Source organism: Bacteroidia bacterium, assembly GCA_033391075.1.
Taxonomy (GTDB): Bacteria; Bacteroidota; Bacteroidia; order J057; family J057; genus JAWPMV01.
The window spans coordinates 1,587,961-1,608,575 of sequence record JAWPMV010000001.1 but is presented as its reverse complement, the minus strand read 5'-3'; the positions used below and the strand labels follow the sequence as shown (position 1 = coordinate 1,608,575).

The 20,615-nt window shown below is 41.7% G+C and carries 18 protein-coding genes; 14 read left to right on the top strand and 4 right to left on the bottom strand.

The features are described 5' to 3' along the window. Positions 1–9: 9 nt before the first annotated feature. The 9 genes from R8P61_06430 to R8P61_06390 all read left to right on the top strand — a co-directional run bounded on the left by R8P61_06430 (position 10) and on the right by R8P61_06390 (position 6,516). The gene (locus R8P61_06430; GenBank protein ID MDW3646676.1) at positions 10–1,404 is read left to right on the top strand and encodes a sodium:solute symporter family protein; all 1,395 of its coding nucleotides are present in this window, start codon (positions 10–12) and stop codon (positions 1,402–1,404) included. 12 nt (positions 1,405–1,416) lie between these two features. Further along, positions 1,417–1,806 carry a hypothetical protein gene (locus tag R8P61_06425; GenBank protein MDW3646675.1) on the top strand — a complete coding sequence of 130 codons (390 nt, stop codon included), beginning with the start codon at positions 1,417–1,419 and terminating at the stop codon, positions 1,804–1,806. A gap of 145 nt (positions 1,807–1,951) precedes the next feature. Continuing rightward, positions 1,952–2,299 (top strand): TfoX/Sxy family protein, encoded by a 348-nt coding sequence (locus tag R8P61_06420; protein MDW3646674.1) that lies wholly within the window; start codon positions 1,952–1,954, stop codon positions 2,297–2,299. Continuing rightward, entirely contained in the window at positions 2,296–2,877 is a 582-nt protein-coding gene (locus R8P61_06415; GenBank protein MDW3646673.1) for a hypothetical protein, read from the top strand. Before R8P61_06420 ends, R8P61_06415 begins: the two co-directional genes overlap by 4 nt. After that, complete coding sequence (locus R8P61_06410) at positions 2,877–3,560, top strand: DUF2490 domain-containing protein (GenBank protein ID MDW3646672.1); 684 nt, start codon at positions 2,877–2,879, stop codon at positions 3,558–3,560. The genes R8P61_06415 and R8P61_06410 overlap by 1 nt, the downstream gene beginning before the upstream one ends. Positions 3,561–3,807: 247 nt before the next feature. Continuing rightward, positions 3,808–4,236, top strand: coding sequence for a hypothetical protein (locus R8P61_06405; GenBank protein MDW3646671.1), 429 nt, complete (start codon positions 3,808–3,810; stop codon positions 4,234–4,236). A 34-nt stretch (positions 4,237–4,270) separates the two neighbouring features. After that, complete coding sequence (locus R8P61_06400; protein MDW3646670.1) at positions 4,271–5,227, top strand: hypothetical protein; 957 nt, start codon at positions 4,271–4,273, stop codon at positions 5,225–5,227. A gap of 21 nt (positions 5,228–5,248) precedes the next feature. Continuing rightward, positions 5,249–5,464 (top strand): DUF4177 domain-containing protein, encoded by a 216-nt coding sequence (locus R8P61_06395; GenBank protein ID MDW3646669.1) that lies wholly within the window; start codon positions 5,249–5,251, stop codon positions 5,462–5,464. 266 nt (positions 5,465–5,730) lie between these two features. After that, positions 5,731–6,516, top strand: a complete 786-nt coding sequence (locus R8P61_06390; GenBank protein MDW3646668.1) for a polysaccharide deacetylase family protein — start codon at positions 5,731–5,733, stop codon at positions 6,514–6,516. Between the two features lie 374 nt (positions 6,517–6,890). Here the strand turns inward: R8P61_06390 and R8P61_06385 are convergent, their stop codons facing one another. Both R8P61_06385 and R8P61_06380 read right to left on the bottom strand, forming a co-directional pair. Next, positions 6,891–7,571 carry a response regulator transcription factor gene (locus tag R8P61_06385; GenBank protein ID MDW3646667.1) on the bottom strand — a complete coding sequence of 227 codons (681 nt, stop codon included), beginning with the start codon at positions 7,569–7,571 and terminating at the stop codon, positions 6,891–6,893. A gap of 204 nt (positions 7,572–7,775) precedes the next feature. Beyond that, complete coding sequence (locus tag R8P61_06380) at positions 7,776–9,764, bottom strand: peroxidase family protein (GenBank protein MDW3646666.1); 1,989 nt, start codon at positions 9,762–9,764, stop codon at positions 7,776–7,778. A 129-nt stretch (positions 9,765–9,893) separates the two neighbouring features. Between R8P61_06380 and R8P61_06375 the strand changes: the two genes are divergently transcribed. From R8P61_06375 to R8P61_06355, 5 genes are all read left to right on the top strand, one after another. Beyond that, the gene (locus R8P61_06375; protein MDW3646665.1) at positions 9,894–10,565 is read left to right on the top strand and encodes an HAD family phosphatase; all 672 of its coding nucleotides are present in this window, start codon (positions 9,894–9,896) and stop codon (positions 10,563–10,565) included. A 214-nt stretch (positions 10,566–10,779) separates the two neighbouring features. Further along, positions 10,780–12,336, top strand: coding sequence for an FAD-binding oxidoreductase (locus R8P61_06370; GenBank protein MDW3646664.1), 1,557 nt, complete (start codon positions 10,780–10,782; stop codon positions 12,334–12,336). Further along, positions 12,323–14,443: a 7TM diverse intracellular signaling domain-containing protein gene (locus R8P61_06365; protein ID MDW3646663.1), complete on the top strand. Its 2,121-nt coding sequence runs from the start codon at positions 12,323–12,325 to the stop codon at positions 14,441–14,443. The genes R8P61_06370 and R8P61_06365 overlap by 14 nt, the downstream gene beginning before the upstream one ends. Before the next feature lie 121 nt (positions 14,444–14,564). After that, positions 14,565–16,808, top strand: coding sequence for a hypothetical protein (locus R8P61_06360; GenBank protein ID MDW3646662.1), 2,244 nt, complete (start codon positions 14,565–14,567; stop codon positions 16,806–16,808). A 38-nt stretch (positions 16,809–16,846) separates the two neighbouring features. Next, the gene (locus R8P61_06355; protein ID MDW3646661.1) at positions 16,847–18,190 is read left to right on the top strand and encodes a hypothetical protein; all 1,344 of its coding nucleotides are present in this window, start codon (positions 16,847–16,849) and stop codon (positions 18,188–18,190) included. A gap of 48 nt (positions 18,191–18,238) precedes the next feature. On the opposite strand, the gene R8P61_06350 is transcribed toward R8P61_06355, so the two are convergent. Together R8P61_06350 and R8P61_06345 are read right to left on the bottom strand one after the other, a co-directional pair. Further along, a complete protein-coding gene (locus tag R8P61_06350) occupies positions 18,239–19,027 on the bottom strand; it encodes an enoyl-CoA hydratase/isomerase family protein (GenBank protein MDW3646660.1) in 789 nt (262 codons plus the stop codon). 436 nt (positions 19,028–19,463) lie between these two features. Further along, complete coding sequence (locus tag R8P61_06345) at positions 19,464–20,615, bottom strand: hypothetical protein (protein MDW3646659.1); 1,152 nt, start codon at positions 20,613–20,615, stop codon at positions 19,464–19,466.

Genomic DNA, 20,615 nt, shown 5'->3' with positions numbered 1-20,615 from the left:
CTTGAACTCATGCTACTAACACTAGGCATCATTGGTGCCATTTATATCGGAATTCTAGCCTTCCTTGCCATCAGGAGTCGCAGCCAGGAAAAAAGCTCCAAGCAATACTTGATGGGAGGTTCAAGCATAGGAGCTGTTTTAGGATTCTTCACCTTCGCAGCCACCTTATTCAGCACCTTTACCTTATTGGGTATGCCGGATTTTTTCAGGCAACACGGAGTGGGGGCCTGGATATTTCTCATGATCTCGGATGCAGTCATGGTATTTGGGATCATTTGGTTGGGATATGAACTGAGAAAGCGAGCCAGAGAAAAGGAGTACCTCGGCATGGCCGGCTTTCTCAAGGAGGCCTATCAATCCAAATGGGCGGGAATAGTCGCATTTGGAGGAGCTTTCATTTTCCTTGTACCCTATGTGGCTATACAGATCAGGGGAGTAGCAACTTTCTTTCATGCTGCTTTTCCCGAAGCCTTGCCAATGTGGGCTTGGGCGGTGATCATGGTAGTTATCATGATCATATACAGTGAGGTTGGAGGATTAAAGGCTATCATGTATAGTGATGTCTTGCAGGGAATCCTTCTCCTGATCGCTATTTGGATCGTTGGCTATAATTGTCTGGAACATTTCGGAGGTATGAGTAAGATGTTTGAACAGGTAGCCGAGAAAAATGAAGCTCTGCTTTCAACTCCTGGCCCCAAAGGTCTATTTGATTTTCAGTTTCTGCTGGGATCGATGTTTGCCATCGCATTATTGCCCTATACCCAACCCCAAATCTCTACCCGGGTAGTAATCATGAAGGATGTAAAATCCCTGCATCGTATGGCAGTAGGTATAGGCTTTTTTGCCATTTTGGTCATCCTTCCTACAGCCTTTATGGGGATGTATGGAGCCATGCTTTATCCCGATGCATCAACCCCCGAATACCTCAATCTGATGTTTATCAAGGACCAGGCAAATATTATTGGGGCGATAGTGATGGTAGGTTTGTTAGCAGCAGCAATTTCAACCTCTGATTCCCAAATCTTTGCCTTAGGAGCAGAAATGAGGTCGATTCTCAATGGGAAGGATGAGGATATGGTTAAGATTGCCCGCTTGTCAATTATGGCTTTTGCGATCATCGCCTTGATTTTTGCCTTGCTGACAAGTGATGAATTAGTAGCACTGGCCAGAACAAGTTTTGCGGGAACTTCTTTACTCGCTCCCATGATATTTGCCGGCATCTTCCACAAAAAAGCTTCTTCTCTAAAAATCCTGCCTATAATCACCATGATAGGCATCCTTTTATTCGTGGCTTCTCAATTCAAAATTGTCCCTTCAAATTTACTCGGAATAAGGATGGATTTATTCATTCTCCTTATATTGAGTGTACTCACATTGATTTTAAGCAGAGTAAACAAAAGCTAATTCTCTACCAAAATGAAAAACTACTATTTAAATCTATTTCTGATTCTACTCTTTGCAGTTGCATTTTCCTCCTGCAAAAGCACAAAAGCTACTGCCTCAAAGGCCAAAAAATATACTCCCGCAGGTACCTGGGAGTACATGATTACAGGTATACCTGATGGAGATCAGAGTGGTACTATGACCATTATGGAGACGACTGATGGAATGAGTGGATCCATTGCAAGTGATGCAGGGGAAACTGACCTGGAAGACCTCGTTATTGAAGACAATGTCCTTACTGCTACTTTCTCTGTTCAGGGATATGATATTGAAATGAAAGGAACCTTTGAAGGGGACACCTACAAAGGCAATATTTCTGTAGCAGGTTACGAATTTCCCGTAACTGCCACTCGGAAAATGTAAATGCGAAAGTATACGATAAAACGGAGGCCCCTTCCTGGGTCTCTGTTTTTTTATGCTCGAAAATCTTTAGTAAATGTCTGGAATTGTACCCATTTACTGAGCTACCTTCGTCATAAGGATAAATAAGGAATCAACATAACTGATTATGGCATATAGCGAACACTTAGCAGACAGAGTCAGACAAGGTCTGAGTAGTCAAATAGAAGTAGAAGAAAAAAAAATGATGGGCGGTCTCATATTTATGGTTAATGGAAAGATGTGTGTAGGCGTAGATATTGATAAGAAAACCCAAAAAGATCGACTTATGGCCCGAATAGGCAAAGAAGCATATGCAGCTGCCTTAGAGGAAAAGGGTGTGCGGGAAATGGATTTCACGGGCACAGTCATGCGTGGCTTTGTTTTTATTGATCCTGAAGGCTATGATTTAGATGAAGATATGGATTTCTGGATTTCAAAAGCCCTTGAGTTCAATGCTCAGGTAAAGAAAAAATGAGGCAAAAACTTTTTATCCTCCTTGCTTGGGGATTTCTATTTGAGGGCATTCCCGTTCATGCTCAAATCAAGTATGAACGAGAATATAAATTGAACCTATCGGAAGTGCCTCCGATGGCCAGAAGTTTTGTGGATTCCTGCAAATTTTCCTCCAAAATAAAATGGTATAAAGAAGAAAGTGAAGCAGGTAATTCTGTAGAAGCAAAGGTTCGTGAAGCGGGAATACTTTTTAGTATTGAGTTCGGGACAGGGGGAGAAATTCAGGATGTTGAAGTGGACATAAAACTCCAGAAAATAGATCCGAATACTCGAAAAGCGTTCGAAGAAGAGTTAGAAAAGATTTTCAAGAAGTACCGCATTCAACGAATTCAGGTCCAATGGACAGGCAGCAGAAAGAGTTTGCTATATCTTATCCGCAATGAGAATATTGTTTTAAGAAAAACCCGAAAATATGAATTGATCGTCAAGGGAAAAAAAGAAAAGAGCCATGCGCTTTATGAGATTCTATTTGATGAACAACTAAAAATAGAGCGTATCGCGAAGATCAAAACCCGGAATACAGATAATATGGATTTTTGATGATGAAAAGATACGTTTGTGTATGGCTCATATTCCTGTTGGCCTACCCCGCTCATTCACAAAATATGTATCAGCTAGGTCTTTTGCCTAAATTCAATCTCAATAAAGGCCTTTCCCAAGGGTTTAACCTAAACCTCAAACTGGAATCCCGTCAAATTCTCCGATCGGGAATTTTTGGCGAAGAGAATGACTGGCAATACGCCTATAGCCTAACAGACTTTGCTGCCCTTTTGTCAAATAAATCAGGCATCAGGAATTCCTTTGCAGGCGGCATGCAAATCAGGAGGAGAAATGACGAGTGGTTTTATCGCATCATCCAGCAATTTTCAGTTGTTCAAAAGTATCCTGTGTTCAGACTCGGTCATAGATTTGGTTTTGATCAGACCTTTGTAGAGGGAGCTAGCCCTGCTTTTAGATTCAGGTACCGGATCAATGCAGAATTCCCCATTAGGGGACAACAAGTAGATCGTGGAGAGCTTTACCTAAAAATTGGAAATGAATACCTGTCCAAATTGCAGGCTGCTGTAGGAAGCATGGAAATACGACTCTTGCCCGTACTTGGTATTAATTTCACCGATACTAATAAACTTGAAATAGGAATCGATTATCGACTTGACAGATTTTCTACTCCCGGTTTTCGTCAAAGCTATTGGATGGTCGCGGCCTGGTATATCAAACTTTGAACGTCCGTTTTTCAAACACATGAAAAAATATTTACCATCTTCCTTCATAAAGCTTAAGTCAGGAATACCAGAATCCAAAGCCCACCCACTTGAAAAGATTCCTTTTTGCAATTTTCTCTATTTTCCCCATATTTACTTTTAGAAACACGACATGAAAACCAGCCCACCTTATACTTGATTCCCTAATAAAGAATTTTTTAATCAGGTCCCCTCTGGGATCTTTCATTTACTATCAAAATCTATTACCATGAAATCATTTATTTTCTCACTCATCCTTTTATTTAGCTCTTCTTTGTATGCACAGTGCGTTGACTGCAATTCCCTGGAAGAAGCCTTAAAAGAACCTGCCAAAGTAAAAACACTTAAGATCAATGCTTATATGCATGAGTCGCTTGAGGAAGTTCCGCCTAGTATTGGAGAATTGGTAAATCTGGAAATCCTATACCTGACGGATCATGAGTTTACCACTATCCCTTCTGAAATAGGTCAGCTCAAAAACTTAAAAGAAATCAGTTTCTCCGGAAGCCCGATTACTGCTGTTCCCGAAGAGATTTTTGGCTTGACTAAGCTAAAAGAAGTGCTTTTGATGAATACGGCTATGGATGATGCGTACAAAAAAGAATTAAAGGCACTTTTTAAAGAGAAACTTCCCAAGACCATGACTATGATCCGATAGCTCATTTACGCATTAAGCACACAAAACAATAGCAATGAAACAACTCCAGAAATTACTACTCTTTGGCGGTATACTCCTAAGCTGCTTTAGTATAAAAGCACAGGAGATCAACGAATTCCAGGAACCAACCGATGGGCATATTCAAATCAAAGGAACTCCTGTCTATTTGATCCCGCCTCAAAACTTTGAAGTGAGTTCAAGTATGAAAGGCTTCAGCAATCCTGGCGATCCGACTTCCATGATCATGCTGATGGAAATCCCGGGACCAATAGAGAAAATCTCCTCTGAACTCAGCCCTGAGAAATTTGAATCACAAGGGATGAAAGTGCTCTCTATTCATAAGATAAAGGTCCAGGAAGATGAGGGTTTAGAACTGGAAATTGAGCAGGAAGCAAATGGATATACCTTTGCCAAATACACCCTGGTATATGGAGATGAAAACACCAGCATCATGATCAATGGAGTCTATTTGAAAGATTCCGTGAAGCTGGGTAATAGCATCAGAGAAAGCGTCCGTAGTATTTTCGTCAATAAAGAGATGAAAATTGATCCCATCGCCGCTCTCTCTTTTAATATTGATCCGGAAGTTGGAGGCTTACAGGTCTTTAGGGTAATGGGAAATGCCGTCATTCTCAATAGAGATGGCAAAGCTCCGACAGAAAGTGAAGACAAATTGAGTCTGATCATTGATAAATCCTTTCAGAATACGGAAATCCCGGATCCCAAACTTTTCTGCTTGAAACGACTAAAAAACTATCCGGATGATTATCAATTGGATTTGGATTATGGAATCCAGGAAGTTGAGTTGGATGGGATTAGGGGTTATGGGCTTAAAGCAGATAATCGGGATGATGAGACTGAGAAGGCTTATCAGCTTCTTTTATTTGATGAAGAGGTAGGCTATTTTCTCATATTTGCTACCTATTTAGCTTCTGAAGAAAAAGCCTGGGAAGATGCCCAGAAAGTTATCCAGACATTCAAAAGAAAGTAATAAGCTCCTATAATATTCCCTATGAAAGAATACAAACTTGAGTCGCTCATCTACTATTCCAAATTAACCAAGGACCGCGAACATATCATCAAGTCTTCTGGCAAAGATATTCAAGCCAAACTAGATGAATACGCTTCAAGAGGTTGGCGGCTAGTTTCTACAGATGCTACCGACTTTGGCGCAGCAGTCTATTTCTACCTGTACTTTGAACGGGATATACCAGAAAGAAACAATTAGTACAAACAAAATAGAAAAGGCTTTACAATTCGATGTGAAGCCTTTTTCTTATATTGATATGGCTAAGTCTTAGGCCCCGTTTAAGTACTACGAAATAGGCATTCCGATCTCGAAGAGATTGCATCTGTTCCCTCGGAATGGAGCAAGAGCTGTGTAAAACAAGCGCTCATTACAAATGAAGTGAAGTATTTCCCTTGATTTCTTATAGTTTTTTGTGTGGAGAATACTAATGCATTTTCCCCTTTACCATCCACAAATACACGCTGATGAACCGAAGAAAATTTAGCAAAAATGCATTCATGGCCTCTCTGGCTACCGCTGCCGGACAATGGCCATGGTCTGAAGGCAAAAGTCATATTCTGACCCTGAGTTTCGATGATGGGTTTCGGGATTCTTTTCACAAGATCGCTGATATTTATGAGGGCTATGGATTGCAGGCATGTCTAAATGTAATTGCTTCCGGGCATCTTCGTAGGTTTAAGCAAGTAGATGATTGGATATTACCTGATCTGATGGGTGATTTTGAGGACTGGAATAAGCTGATTAAAAGAGGTCATGAAGTCATGCCCCATAGCTGGAAGCACTTAAACCTCGCTCGCCAACCCCTGAGCAAATCCAAACGCCTGATCGCTAAGTGTCTGGATTATTTTGAAGAATATCTCGAAGGTTATGATCCCGCTTATGCGGTATTCAATTTCCCGTTCAATTCCTCTACTCCAGAACTGGAAAAATTTACGCTTAGTCGGGTGAAAGGTATCCGAACATTTGGGAAAGGAGCCATAAATCCTATCCCCAAAGATGGAAGCCCTGTCCTCATTTCCTGTTCCTCAAATGGACCAAATATTATTGACAGCTGGGTAAAAAAGCAGATTGATGACTTTTTGGCCAAAGAAGAGGGAGGCTGGCTGGTGCTAAATCTTCACGGCCTGGATACAGAAGGATGGGGACCAATTAGCACGAACTTTTTGAAGAAAGAGCTTAAGAGACTTACAACTATAGATTATTTGGAAATTCTTCCTGCCGGAGAGGTCTTGAAACGTAGCCAGGGCTAAGTCGGATAATTTTGTAAAAATAGATTGAGTCGGCCCCATAAAATCGAAATTCTGACTCGGGCCGACTCATTTACCTAAACAAAAAGCTGGGGAAATGCTTTAAGCGAATTGGATTTCTGTTGGAAAAATAAAACTTCGCTTTACGCAAGGCGTGATTTCCGCAAAAGAACGATGGTCTTCATTTGGAGCTGCAAAGGTACAAATAGCTTCAAAGGGTTCAGAATCGCAGTTTTTGAATGGAGGTAAGAAAGTCAACTAAATTTGACAAATTCCAACTGCCAGGGGATTGTATACCAAATAGGGCCTGGATACCTAGAATAAAAATCTTTGTAAACGCATCTTAGAAATGATATCATTTTATCTCATTTAGCGACTTAAATCCTTGAATTAAAACGATATCCGAGCCCATAAACGGTCTGAATATAAGGTTTGGCCCCAAGGGCTTTCATCTTTTTTCTCAGGTTTTTGATGTGTTGGTATACAAAATCAAAATCTATCAGGGAGTCTGTCTGATCTTCCCAGAGATATTCTGCAATTTTTTCTTTTCCCAACACCCTGTTTTTGTTTGAAAGGAAATAAAGCAATAACTCATATTCCATTCGGGTAAGTTTGAGCAATTGGCTTGAAATTCTGACTTCCCGACTTCCCAAATCCAGGTATATTTCTTCGAAATTCAACTCTTCCTGTCCGTGAAATCGATATCTTCGATAAAGTGCTCGAATACGGGCATAAAATTCATCGGGATGAAAAGGCCGACTGAGGCAATCATCAGCCCCTGCATCAAAAACACGGAGCATTTCTTCCAGATTTTCATGGGATTGTACGAAAAGGATAGGAAGCAGCTCATTGTTTAAACGAAGCACAGATAGAAATTTAACAGGACAGTTTTTGGCCTGATAAGCATCGAGAATCAATACATCAAAGGCAGAAGAGCTTAGTCGCTCTTTTGCATCTGTATAAGTTGAAGAGACTTCAAAACTGAAGAAATATTCCTCAGGCTGTGTCTGAAGCATGTTTGCCAATTTCTCTTCACTTGACACCAACAGAAGTTTCATGTCAAAGACTGTTTGTTTGTGTAAAACGAACGGATCCGCAAGCCGGTATCGAACCACTGATTGAAAAGCTTCAAATTCCCATTTAATCTCTGGAAACTTTGGCCTTTGGACCCGTTCTATGGACATTGTTTAAGCCTTAGACGTTGCTGTTACATGCATTCCTTCTTTAGGTATCCATAATTTTTTCGATTAGAAAATCACATCTTACTCCATTACCAGGCTTTTTGTTGCCATTCCTTTGTTGGTGAAAATTTGTATAAAATAGGTGCCGGGCTGTAAAAATGAGAGATCTATTCTGCGCTCATAGGCCCTTCGATTGATAAGGGTCATACCCCTTAGGTCAATGACGCTAAAGGCCTCTATTCGAATATCTTTTCGACTTCTTTTGATCCTGATTTCTCCTTCGGAGGGATTAGGGAAAATATCCAGTTGGCTGGCAAGTCGATTGTTGTTTTGCACATTTCCATTGCAAGTAGAAGCAAACATGATATTTGAGGGAAGATCACTCAATTGGGTATTTCTCTGGATGATATCAGAAAGGCTTGTATTATCGATATTTGAAAGCGCATTTCGGCCCAGTGAATTCTCAAAATAGAAGCGATCCCCGTCCCTCAATCGTTCAAACTGATCTTTGAGCATGGCTAAGAGCGTGGGTCCTAAAGAAGTCCCATTTACCTTATCCTCAGCCAGGAGTCCAACCCAAAGGTCAATATTGTTGATATCTCCCTGATAAGCTGCGGATAAGCGAGCTGCTGTCAATGAGTCTCGACTGATATCTGAGAAGTCTCGTGCAGTTCGTCCCCGGAAACGCTGCCTTGCACTATTATAGTCCGCCAAGCCATGATCTCTACCTCTTTGAATATTCAAGGCCGCCAGATCAAAACCTGCTACGATTGGAGAGCTATTAGGATCACTGAAGAGGAAATTTCTGAGCTCATCGACAATCAATAAATCAACCTCCGACTGGACCTCAAGACTCAATCCTTTCAAATAGGGATCTATCCCATTATTCTGAATAATAGAGGGATTGAAAAAAGCTTCTATCAGGCTCACCAAAGAGTCAGGCATCGGCTGACAATTTGCATCTACCAGGCGTACTCCTCCGGTAACCATTGTGTGCCCCAAACGATAGGCCCCCGTAGCAAATTCATTGCTGATATCGGGTCGAACTCGACTATCATATCCTTCATATCTATCCAGAGATACTCCCATAGCTGGTAAAAATTCATCATAGCTGATCTTTTGTATCTGTGCGATGATCTGTTCACGGGCTTTCTGATAAATTTCTTCATCATCCTGTAAACCCTGCCCGATCAACTCATCACAAAGCCGATTATGCTCCCGAACAAAAAGGGTATGCAAGCAAGTCAAGCCTGTTTGTTCCCCCGCACGAATATCTCCAGCTACCCACATTCTTCCATTCGCATCTACCCCCGCCATACTGGGAGCGGCTGTATCAATTGGGCTTCCATATTCTCCGTCGAGCGTATTAAAGGGCAATAGATTTCCACTGGAAACTTTCAATTTTCCATTTTGATGAGTCCTCAACCAATCGGCACGCAAGGGTTCTGATCCGTAGACCATGGAAGCATCTATCCAGGCTGTGATCAGGTTCAATTGTTCCCGAGCTTCTACTTGGCCGGTATTAGCAAAAATTTCTGAGCGAAAGAAGGGGATTTCCTGGGTAAAAAGAGGCTCATTTGCGGGCAAAGAGATGGGTTCAAATTCGTTATGAGCTTCCGGAGTAAGGCTGATATCATGATCCAGAAATTGCCCCCAGCTGAACACAAAGGCACTGAGGTTTTGATTGCTTGGCTCCTGGCCCGTCTGGGCAGAAACAATATTTGAAATAGCACGGGCTGAGAAGCGATTATCACCTCCCATAGCATTGAAAGGGTCTGTCAGTCCATATGCTGGAGGTAGGGATCTCCGCAATACAATATCACGGGCACCAAATTCCATACTTTCAGCACTTCTCAGATTATTACAAGTACCATCTATCGTACGGAATTCCATGCGAGCACATTGGCTTGTATCGACGATATTACGGGTTTGTATTCGAACTCTCCGTCCATTTACCCGCCCGTCTCTGCGACCACTTCCGGGGCCATTGTTTTGGGCAAGTAGAACTGAAATTTCGAAGAAGGGGGAAAAAACAAGAACAAGAAAAAAGAGAAAAAAATTCTTTCTCATTTTACAACAGATTAAAGTATTTGAGTTTTCTTGAAAAAGTCAGACACAAAACTGAAGCAAACTTGAAGTTGAGGAGATTTTCTTTGACTTTTGCGCCAATAGACAAAGGAAATCGCAAATAGTAAATGTATGAGCAAGCAATTCAAAGGCATAATCTTCGATATGGATGGCACGATGATCGACAATATGATGGTTCATCATCACGCCTGGAAAAGAAAGCTATCCAGTCTGGGTCTCGAAATGAGTCTGGAGGAAATCATGGAAAAAGTACATGGGATCAATGAGGAGATCATTGCCCGACTATTTGGAGATCGCTTTACGCCGGAGGAAAGAAAAAAAATCAGTGCCGAGAAAGAGGCGGAGTATAGAAAAATCTTTTTGCCGCAACTCAAATTAATAGAGGGATTGGCTGAGTGTCTCGACAAATTAGTAGCCAGGGAAATTCCGATGGCAGTGGGAACAGCAGCACCTCCCGGAAATGTAGAATTTGTAGTGGATAATTTACAGCTTGCGCCTTACTTCAAGGGCATATTCCATTCTCGTAGTGTTAAAAAAGGCAAACCAGATCCAGAGATATTCGAAATGGCAGCAGGCAGTATGGGACTTCAAGCCAAAGATTGCCTGGTATTTGAAGATAGCCTGACGGGAGTAGAAACTGCCCTGAATGCAGGAGCAAAAGTTGTGGTTGTTACAACTACCCATCAAGAGGAAGAATTTGAACATTTCTCCAATATCCTGTTCTACATAAAAAACTACAATGACCCCCAGCTACAGCAACTCCTTTCAAATCATTTCTCATAAAAACGACAGGATATATAAATTTTTTGCAGGAAATCATTATATTGATACCTACCTACCCATCTCCTGACAAAAAGGCTTAATCCTGAACGTAATTTAATTCCACACAGAAACTAAATACTCCTTTTGTATTATTGGGGATATTTGACATTATTATGTATTGAAATAAAATAAATTGACCTTATATTCAGTTTACATTTTATAACCTAAGACCCTCATGAGCCACCGCAAAACCCCCACTCAATTACTCAAAGAAGAATCTATCTCTTTACTGAAGAAAAAAAGTAGCAGATCTCTAATCCCTTCCAAGAGCAAGATTTCCAGAACTAAACTCAAAAAACTCGAACTGAAAATTCAGGGTAGACTGATCTTTCCCTGGTCTCCGGATTACAATCAATACAAAAACGATTTTAGCAATACCTATCCAACAGATCCTCAAATCATTGCACTGGTAGAAAATTACAATGACATTCGCGAACTCCTGAGTTTTGCCAATTCGATAGATCTCTGGACCGTTATTCGATCCGGAGGGCATAGCCTTGCGGACTACTCTGTTTGTGATGGACTGGTGATAGATCTTCGAAATCTGAATAGCATATATGTAGATTATAATAATAAAACCGTAACGGTCGATTCAGCGGTTCTCTTTGGAAACTTAAATGGTCATTTGGAATCTTACGGACTTCATCTACCAGGAGGAGGTTGTCCAACTGTTGCCGTAGCTGGTTATATGATGGGGGGAGGATATGGATTAACCTCCCGGACATTTGGCATGAACTGCGACAATGTGCTTGCAGTAACAGTTATGCTTGCAAATGGAGGCATAGTGGTTGCCAATGAATCTCAGAATGAAGACATGTACTGGGCGATCCGAGGAGGAACCGGAGGAAACTTTGGGGTATTACTGAATATTACCTATCGGGTTTACGAATTAGGAAACATATTTGGAGTAAAGATTGACTGGGATATAAACGATAATTTACCTGATGCTGCAAGAGCTCTTTACACCATGCAAAATGAGTTACTTACGCAGGATAAATACCCAAACTTTGGTATGCAAATTCCGATTACAATGGATACGGATAGGCATAGAAAAGTTATGTTCAGAGGCACATGGGTTGGAGATCAGGCAAGTCTTGAGGCGGCAATACAACCTCTGACCTCTTTGAATGGGGCGAGTGATATTCAAATAAAAAATGGCAAATACTCCACCATCAATGGATGGTTATTAGAAGGAGTTCCCAATATTCCACATACCGTGCAAACAAATGCTTTCACACGAAGCATGTATATAGATCATCAATTAGGCACCAGCGACTGGGAGGCAATTCTTTCTTATTTCATGAAAACCGCTCCCAACGATTATACCATGATTGATCTGGAATTCTATGGAGGAAGAATAAATGAATTCCCGATTGAAAACTCTGCTTTTATACACCGTAATGTCCAAATGGACTTCTTTTGCGACGCACTCTATAATTCAATCACTAACGACAGAGAAGCCAATAAGATCTGGCTGGAAGGATTTTTCAATTTCCTCGCTCAATATGGAAATGGACATTCCTATCAAAATTATCCCAACAGAAATCAGCGAGATTACAGATGGGCCTACTGGGGCAATTATTACACACAACTGGTTACTATTAAGAATAAGTACGATCCTGACAATTTCTTTCGCTACCAACAATCCATTGGACCGGATGCCGAAATGAAGGAGATGAAGGATCAAAAAATTCTCTTCAAAGAAACCAAAATTGTGTATGAACCCTATTAAGATTTTTTGTCTGATTGGACTTGCAGTTTTCTGTAATGTTTCAATTGCCCAATCTCCCATAGCGATCAAGTCAGGGCAATCCTACAGCTTTGGAAAAGGGCTAGAATTTTATGTCGATTCCAGCTCTACCGCTGATCTTAGCAGCCTGAAAGGAGCTGAATTTCAGGATTTACAAAGCGGAGTGCTGAATTTGGCAAGCATCCCTTATCCCGTTTGGGTAAGATTTAGCCTAATCAACGAAAGTAATTCTTCTCTCTTCCTTGAGATAGGTAGCCCCTTATTGGAAGAGATAGAGGTTTATGAAATCGGGGATAGTACAGAAAGCCTATTATACAGCGGTGGAATAGGCAATGTCTTTGACCATCGACCCATATTGGCCGAGAATTGGACCTTCAATCTCGAACTGAAACAAGGAGAAAGCAGAAGTTACTATCTCAAGGCAAGAACAGGTTATCCTTTCCTGATGCCAATAAATGTATCTGAAGCGCGAGCCTTTGCCAGTAGTAAAACACAGGAAAATGTCTTCTGGGGTTTGTATATAGGTATCATGATCTTTGCCTTCCTCTACAACTTTTTCATCTTCTTTTCGACCCGAGAAAGGACCTACCTATACTACATTATTTATATTCTGGGTTCCACCATCTTTTATTTGGGATTGCAGGGAAGTTCGTTCAAACTCCTTTGGCCCAATAATCCAGGGATGAACTTCTATTTACCGATGATCATTTGTCTCACCAATATTCCGGTGATGTTGTTCACCTTCAGGTTTTTGAATATTAGTTCTGAAGATAAAATTCCTTACCGGATTGGCATAGGCTTTATTGGATTGTTCATTGTACTGGCCGGAGTAAATTTGAGTGGAAATCATGCAGCGGCTGATCAATTAGCACAATTGTTCAGCACCCTTTCCTGTACTTTTTATATTGGTTTGGGGATAAGGGGATGGATAAGAGGAGACAGGTCCGCCAAGTTTTTCCTGATCGCATGGACCTTATTCCTGATTCTTGTAATCATTTTTATATTAAGTATTGGAGGAGCAATTCCTAGTAATTCCTTTACAAGTAGTGGCATATACATTGGCCACATGACAGAAGTTATCCTTCTTTCCTTTGCCCTGGCGGACAGAATCAATGTGCTAAAAGAAGAGAATGCCAGAAAACAGGAAGAGATCATTTTCCAATTAAAAGAAAATGAGACCATCCAACTTAGGGCCAATCAGGAGTTGGAAGGAAAAGTAGTTGAACGTACGAAAGAAGTTGTCAGACAAAAAGAGGAAATTCAGGAGACCCTGATGAAATTGAAAACGGCTCAAACCCAATTGGTAGAGTCTGAAAAAATGGCCTCCCTCGGACAACTTACCGCAGGGATCGCCCATGAAATCAATAATCCTGTAAATTTCATCATCTCTAATATAGATTCTTTGAAACTGGATCTTTCGGAAGTCAAGCAGGTTGTCGAAAAATACCAGGCCATTAAATCAGAGGGTGAGATTGTAAATGAGCTAAAAGAAGCCTCAGATTATGCTAAAGAAATGGACCTCAATTTCCTCTTTGTAGAAATGCAGGGATTGGTAGAAGGAATAGAAGAAGGTTCCAAGAGGACTCGGGATATTGTTTCTGGTCTAAAGAATTTCTCTCGTCTTGATGAAGATGGGTTTAAAGAAATTGATCTTCACAAAGGACTGGATTCTACCCTTGCCTTGCTCGATAATAAACTGAACAATATCACCATCATCAAGGAATACGATCCCAATTTCCCTTTGGTCGAGAGTATCCCTGGCAAACTCAATCAGGTATTTATGAATATCCTGGACAATTCGATTACAGCCATAGGAGATAAAGGCAATATTCGAATTACAACCGGGACAGATGCTAAGAATGCCTGGATCAAGATCAAGGATGATGGAATTGGCATTAAAGAAGAAATCCAATCAAGAATATTTGAACCCTTCTTTACTACCAAGGATGTGGGAGAAGGAACCGGACTTGGCTTATCCATTAGTTATGGTATCATCGAGAATCATAAAGGAAAAATCCTCGTTAGCAGCCAGCCAGGAGAAGGTACTGAAATGAAAATTGAAGTACCTATTAAGCAATTTGAAAACTAAACATGAAAAGTTAGCGATTTAGCAATAAATCCCGTTCTAAGAACTTTTTCCACACATACTCCAAACGATAAGCCCATTCCAATAAAATGGGAAGACACTCTATTACTTAACACAAACAATTATGGGACTCTTTGATCTCCCCCGGATTAATTTTCATGGAAATGTTGACATCCATGTTCCGACTATAAACAATGCTTACACCTTTCCGCTTACGTTGTATGATGCAACACGATCCAGACCCTTCTTTCCCCCCAGACTCTATTTTACAACTAAAGAAAAAATAGATGCAGTCTCGGTTCCATTTGACCCGGATCCTCAAGCGGATCCATATCTGATAGATAGTTCTACAAATCTACCGCTATGGTTTATTGAAATTAAATCTATTGATACCATAGAGAAGCTGCGACAATGGTGTATTACCCCTGTAGGCCAAGATAATAATTCTCCTGATGCAGGCTATTTCCCTTTTTATGAGGCTTCAAAAAATGACCTGGCAGGTGGTCCCCGACCTCCTTTTCAAGGAGATGTAACAGGCTATTGGAATATGTGGGGGGATATGAGTGTGCGAATGAGTCAAGTCCATGTATCAGGAGTAACAACTTTCGATCCTGAAAGCAATAAGCCACCGGTAACCTGGCAACCTTCAGATATTACCAACGCACCTCCAGATGTCAAACCATTTTTGGGAGCTTCTTTTGATCTGGATACTGTTCCGGGCAGTGGAATATCTACGGCATCTATGGTCGAAACGATCTCCAACCAATCCGTGTATGCCAATATATTCTGTAGCCAGGCGAATCTATTTGAAACTCAAAACCCGGACAATGTATTCCTCTCTGGTAAGCCTTTCCGTTTCTCAGCCCTACTCTATGCCAATTGGCGTACGGTAAACTGGTTTCCTCCTATGGCGGGCTCTGCTCGCTGGGTATCCTCTATACCCCTGGAAGAAATACCGGATCAGGAGCAATCGCAATTGCTGGCTTTCTTTAATGCAAACAAGGATGACCCTCGCCCGATAAAAGGCGTGTTTGTGAGTTTTACTACCTTCGAAATTTTTGAAAACCGGATCAACCAAAGCTGGTACCTCGAAGAACAAGCAAAAGGAGTTAAATTTCCCCAAAATCCTGCAACAGCCAGAACAGTGGGAAATATTACCCCCTGGTACGAAGGGGATATGAAGACAGGAGTACTGGGAAGGAATCTCATATCTCTGGGCCAGGAGAGCTTTACACGAACCGGTCCAAACTCTCAGGTCAGCTCAGTTCCTTTGGCTCCGGCCATATCTCGCTTAAAAAGACTGGATGCAGATACAGCTCTGTTTTCAATTGATATGGGGAATACCTGGCCAGAGGCCATTGACAAAAACTTACCCTGGCCAGAAGATAATACCTGGCCCATTTATAGAGGGGAGGCAAATTTTCATACATGGGAATTGGGGATGCTTAACTTTCATCCCAAAGATCAGCCCAGCAATATCTTTGCGTCAATAGAGGTGAATGAATCCGCAAATCCGCGATTGGATGTTTTCGCCAAAGGCTGTGTCTTTGATTTTCTGATACAAGGAGACCAATTAATCAATCAGATTCAGCAAAATCTTATACAGGTAAGCCTCAATACTGGTTCTGAAAATAAAAGTGTGCTTCTTGAATCCGAATATATGATGATTTCGGATACTAAGGGTTTATATACGAATGAAAATGATGATGCCTCTTTGGGTTATCGGGTTTATGACAAGGAAAGAATACCTTGTAGGCTACGAATCATGCAAAAAGGATTCCCAGTTACAGAGCCTATAAATGTAATTGTAGCGAAATTCAGGGCCCCGGAAGCGGCGAATGATCCCATGACACCTTATGGTGAAAATGCCAGCACTGTTACCCTTCAATTGAAGGATAATGATATCGTAAATCTGGTAAATGGCCCGGTACAGTTAACAGATAATGCGTCCTACTATTTTGTGTATGAGGGCCAATATCCCAATAATCAAATTCCTCCCTATACCAATGCATCAGGAGGATATACCATTATGGATACCGGGGGTTTTGTCTGTCTGAGAGTACATGAATTCAAGGATTATAGTCAGTACGAGAATGGAAGCTTACCCGTAACTTTCGACATTGTTTATGAGGAAATATTCAAGCTTTATGATGTCGTTTATCCTGTTATGGCGTCTATTCATCCTTTTACTAAAGAGGTTTGGCAAAATGGCACTATGGCAGGCTTGGTTTTGCAGAGAACCAGCCTTGATATATGGAACGATGTGCTCTATATGCCCAAATCAAGAGAGCTAAGTGATTCCCAAAGAAGGCTCCTGGAAGCCTGGGTTAAGTACATCAATAATAATCCAAACTCTAATCAAACTTAGTTATGAGATTCTTTAAAATATGCATATACCTTTTCTTCATGAGCTGGATAGGGATCTCATGTGGTCCCAGTTCTGATCAATCCACATCCGGTAGTACAGAACCGGAAGTAGAAATCGAAGATTTAGCAGCCGTACCCAATTTCACCATCAGTATTGAGCCGGTTAATCCTCCGGCTCCAATCCCGGGCTTTCACTCTTTTGCCTGGGCGAGGCAAGGCAATAAAATGTTATTGATCGGAGGAAGAACCAATGGATTTCATGGACTCTCTCAAAGAGATACTGTTTTTAAAAGTAGCAAGGCTAATTCAGGAATCCACGTTATCGATTTAGATACGTACAGCTTAAGTAGCTATGATATCCAGTGGAATAACCCCATGTATCTCCAGTTCTCTTCCAGCAATATGGCCTTTCTTCAGGATGGAGATACCCTTTTTCTCGCGGGTGGCTATGGAAGAAATCTGGCCCAGGATATTCAAAGCAATGTTACCATTCCTCGCATGCTATCCTTGCAGGTATCTACCATGATTGAAAAGGTAGAACAAGGCGTCAACCCTTTCAAGTCTTTAATGAAGATTGCTGATAATACTCCTTTTGTTCAGGTATCCGGAGGAGAATTGCAGAGAAACGGGGAGTATTTTTACCTCATGTTTGGTCAGAACTATGATGGCGTGTATGTGCCCGGAAAAACGGGAAAATATACAGGGGCTACCCGAGTGTTTAAATTTGGAGAGCATCTGGTTTATGATACGAGCAGCTATTCTAATCAGGTATTTAGAAGAAGAGATATCAATGTTACAGAACTGCACCTGCAGTCAGGCGCAAATATCGTAGCATATGGAGGGGTATTTACTCCCAATGATGGAGGATATGTAACTCCTGTAAGTATGATGGCTAATAATGGGGCCTTTACCTATGCTGAAAATAGTTTACAACAAATCAGTAACCAATATACAGCTCCCCTTGTATCCGTGGTTGATCAGGCTTCGGCTAGCAATACCCATGTGATCCTGGGAGGGATAGGAGAAAGCCAATTGGTTGATTCTTCCGGAGTTTGGAAATGGGAAAAGGGAGATAATGGAGCCAAACTTCCATTTGTAAAAAGCATTACCCAAATGAGTTGGCAGAACAATCAGTTGACTCAAAAAGTACAAATGCCTCCAAACGAGCCTCAACTGCCCGAACTCCTAGGCTCAAATGCTATTTTCTTTGCGGATCAACAGTACATTTATGAAGGAAATTCCATTGATCTTTCAAAAGTACCTGCTGGCTCTACTACCATTGGATGGTTTTTTGGGGGAATTGAATCTCAGAAACCAACTTCCAGCATGATCTTTCCTACCAAAGTCAATTCTACGATTTATGCAGTAAAGTTGAATCGATAGAAAGTTCAATATAAAATCGGGAGGGTATGTCAAAGACTGTCCTCCCGATTATTTATCTTTTTCCTTAAGACGGCTCAGAAAGGATAAAGCAGCTGCTTTAGACTCCGGATCTTTTAATACAGACATCAACATATCTCCTTCTGCGCTGCCCAGATAGGATTGAGTCATCTGGCTGGCGTGTGCATGGATCTGTTCTTTAGTCATGAGCAAGGCTAAGGCAGGTTTTTCTGAAAGGCTTTGGGCTAAATTCAGACTTTCCTCCTCCAGCATTTCTTTGGGGAAAATATGATTTAAGAGCCCCAGTTTCATGGCCTCTTTCGCATCAAATCGCCTGCAAGTCATGACCAGCTCCTTTGTTTTCAAGGGACCTATTTCTGAGATCAATTTCGGAATCCCTCCCCAGGTCAGGGGTATGCCCAGATCAACTTCCGGAATCGAGAAGAAAGTACTTTCCTCCACCAATCGAAAATCACAAGCCAGCATCAAAAGAAAAGCTCCTCCTATGGCGAATCCATGTACCTGCGCGATACTCACTGCTTTGAGATTCTGGACTGCCTCACACATCCGATAGCCCAATTGCCCCTGCTCACGCCTTTCCAGCCAATCGCTTTGCTCAGGCTTTGTATCCATACTTTCGTTTAGATCTGCTCCTGCCGAAAAGCATTTACCTTCTCCTTTGATGATGACTGCTCTTACTTCCTTTTGCTTATTCAGGTACTCACAGGCTTCTACCAATTCCTTTAATACTTGCTTGTTTAAGGCATTCAGGGCCTGGGGGCGATTGAGAATTAAATGAGCGATTTTTCCGCTTATTTCGATCTTCAGGCTTTCAAACATCTATTCTTATTTAGTATAAATTCCTTTTCTATTATTTGTTTCATTTCCCCCCTTTTTAGAAAAAGGGGGGCAAAAATCGCAGAGCCCAGAACCATTCCTGCACGCCACCCCTTCTCCCGATGGGCTCTGCAAGGCCACCGCGCTTGGGTAGGCTTGAGTCAATTAAAGTATACGACTTACCCAACATGATAAAACTCAAACGCAAAAGACGTCTCACTTACCTTACCTGCCACTACCCAGGTGCGCAGGGCCGCAAGATATGGTGGTCGGGGCGGCTTGTCGGGCTGGTTTAAAATCTTGCCGGTTTTTGGGCAGATTTTTCCGTAAAGAAGCTGTGAAAAGTCAAAAAACAGACTCCTAATGAAATAACCATTTTCTCTAAAAAGATTCCCAGTGCCCAAACGATCAAATAAGCAGAGCTAAGGATTATCATGAGTTAAAGAAAGCGATCAAAAAATTCAAAAGCCTCCACCTGCATGGACTGATCGAACTTATGCCCACCCGGATAGAAAGAAGCCCGATATCGATCCGCAGCCTTTGCCTTAGCATAGACATCTTTCATGATTTGGTCAGCCTCTTCCATTTCTCTCAAACTAAACAAAGGATCTTCAGTATTACTCAAAACCAAAGAGGCTAAGGGCGTACGCAAGGCCATGATTTCCGGGAAGTCCAAAAAGCGTGCAAGGCCCGGAATATAGATCATCCAGGTATGGGTATAAGCTTTATGTAGGAGAAAGTCCTTCCAGCTAGTCATAAAACCCACAGATACCGCAGATTTTATGCGTTCATCCAAACCCGAAAGAAGAACTGTTCGAAGTCCTCCTCCCGAAAGGCCGCCGCATCCCAATCGATCTTCATCTACCTCTACCCTATTAGCCAATACATGGAGAGCTTGTTGGTCCTCGTAGAATGTCAGGCCGGGCCAGGAAGTCCCTGCGGAGAACAGAGATTTTGCATTGATGCTTTCGTGATTGCCCGCCCAGCTGTTATAGGCTTTGATTCCTGCTAAATCGCTTTCTTCCGGATCTGATATTTTGCCTCTGATCCTCTCGGGCACATCTTTCAGGAAAATCCTCCTACTTCCAAAACTATACACATCCGGCACCAATACTGCATAGCCTCTTTGTGCCAGTTCATTTGCCCAGGCTTTACCTCCATAGGATCGATCCTGCAATTCCTTCATCATGGGATGCAAACCCTCTTTCGTGCGTATGATCTTCCTCCTACCAAAATATTTGATTCCGCTATGGTCATGCAAGCCTAATACACCTCTAAGTTTCCCCGAATAATTGATGGGTCTCAGAAAGGTCGCTTTTGTTCGGGGGCCATAAGGCAATTGCCAGGAAAGTTCTTCGATATGGAGGCCTTCAAATGTATGGCTTGATTCTATTTTCAGATCCCTATAGGAATCCATCTCCGGAATTCTGAGTAATTCCAGAACCTTAGCCTTCGCATTTTTCTTCCATGCTCCTAAATCCGTAAATCGATCATTGCGAAATGATAATTCCGGAACAGCATCACCATAAAGACCAGCAGCCCATTCTCCATAGGCTCCAATCATACTTTGACTTTCATCCATCCAGTCCAT

Excerpts from the sequence above, each read along its gene's own strand:
- R8P61_06380 (MDW3646666.1), bottom strand. The coding sequence starts at position 9,764 with ATGAGAAAGAATTTTTTTCTCTTTTTTCTTGTTCTTGTTTTTTCCCCC.
- R8P61_06430 (MDW3646676.1), top strand. The coding sequence starts at position 10 with ATGCTACTAACACTAGGCATCATTGGTGCCATTTATATCGGAATTCTA.
- R8P61_06415 (MDW3646673.1), top strand. The coding sequence starts at position 2,296 with ATGAGGCAAAAACTTTTTATCCTCCTTGCTTGGGGATTTCTATTTGAG.
- R8P61_06375 (MDW3646665.1), top strand. The coding sequence starts at position 9,894 with ATGAGCAAGCAATTCAAAGGCATAATCTTCGATATGGATGGCACGATG.
- R8P61_06345 (MDW3646659.1), bottom strand. The coding sequence starts at position 20,615 with ATGGACTGGATGGATGAAAGTCAAAGTATGATTGGAGCCTATGGAGAA.
- R8P61_06360 (MDW3646662.1), top strand. The coding sequence starts at position 14,565 with ATGGGACTCTTTGATCTCCCCCGGATTAATTTTCATGGAAATGTTGAC.
- R8P61_06385 (MDW3646667.1), bottom strand. The coding sequence starts at position 7,571 with ATGAAACTTCTGTTGGTGTCAAGTGAAGAGAAATTGGCAAACATGCTT.
- R8P61_06395 (MDW3646669.1), top strand. The coding sequence starts at position 5,249 with ATGAAAGAATACAAACTTGAGTCGCTCATCTACTATTCCAAATTAACC.
- R8P61_06400 (MDW3646670.1), top strand. The coding sequence starts at position 4,271 with ATGAAACAACTCCAGAAATTACTACTCTTTGGCGGTATACTCCTAAGC.
- R8P61_06350 (MDW3646660.1), bottom strand. The coding sequence starts at position 19,027 with ATGTTTGAAAGCCTGAAGATCGAAATAAGCGGAAAAATCGCTCATTTA.
- R8P61_06355 (MDW3646661.1), top strand. The coding sequence starts at position 16,847 with ATGAGCTGGATAGGGATCTCATGTGGTCCCAGTTCTGATCAATCCACA.
- R8P61_06365 (MDW3646663.1), top strand. The coding sequence starts at position 12,323 with ATGAACCCTATTAAGATTTTTTGTCTGATTGGACTTGCAGTTTTCTGT.
- R8P61_06405 (MDW3646671.1), top strand. The coding sequence starts at position 3,808 with ATGAAATCATTTATTTTCTCACTCATCCTTTTATTTAGCTCTTCTTTG.
- R8P61_06410 (MDW3646672.1), top strand. The coding sequence starts at position 2,877 with ATGATGAAAAGATACGTTTGTGTATGGCTCATATTCCTGTTGGCCTAC.
- R8P61_06425 (MDW3646675.1), top strand. The coding sequence starts at position 1,417 with ATGAAAAACTACTATTTAAATCTATTTCTGATTCTACTCTTTGCAGTT.
- R8P61_06390 (MDW3646668.1), top strand. The coding sequence starts at position 5,731 with ATGAACCGAAGAAAATTTAGCAAAAATGCATTCATGGCCTCTCTGGCT.
- R8P61_06370 (MDW3646664.1), top strand. The coding sequence starts at position 10,780 with ATGAGCCACCGCAAAACCCCCACTCAATTACTCAAAGAAGAATCTATC.
- R8P61_06420 (MDW3646674.1), top strand. The coding sequence starts at position 1,952 with ATGGCATATAGCGAACACTTAGCAGACAGAGTCAGACAAGGTCTGAGT.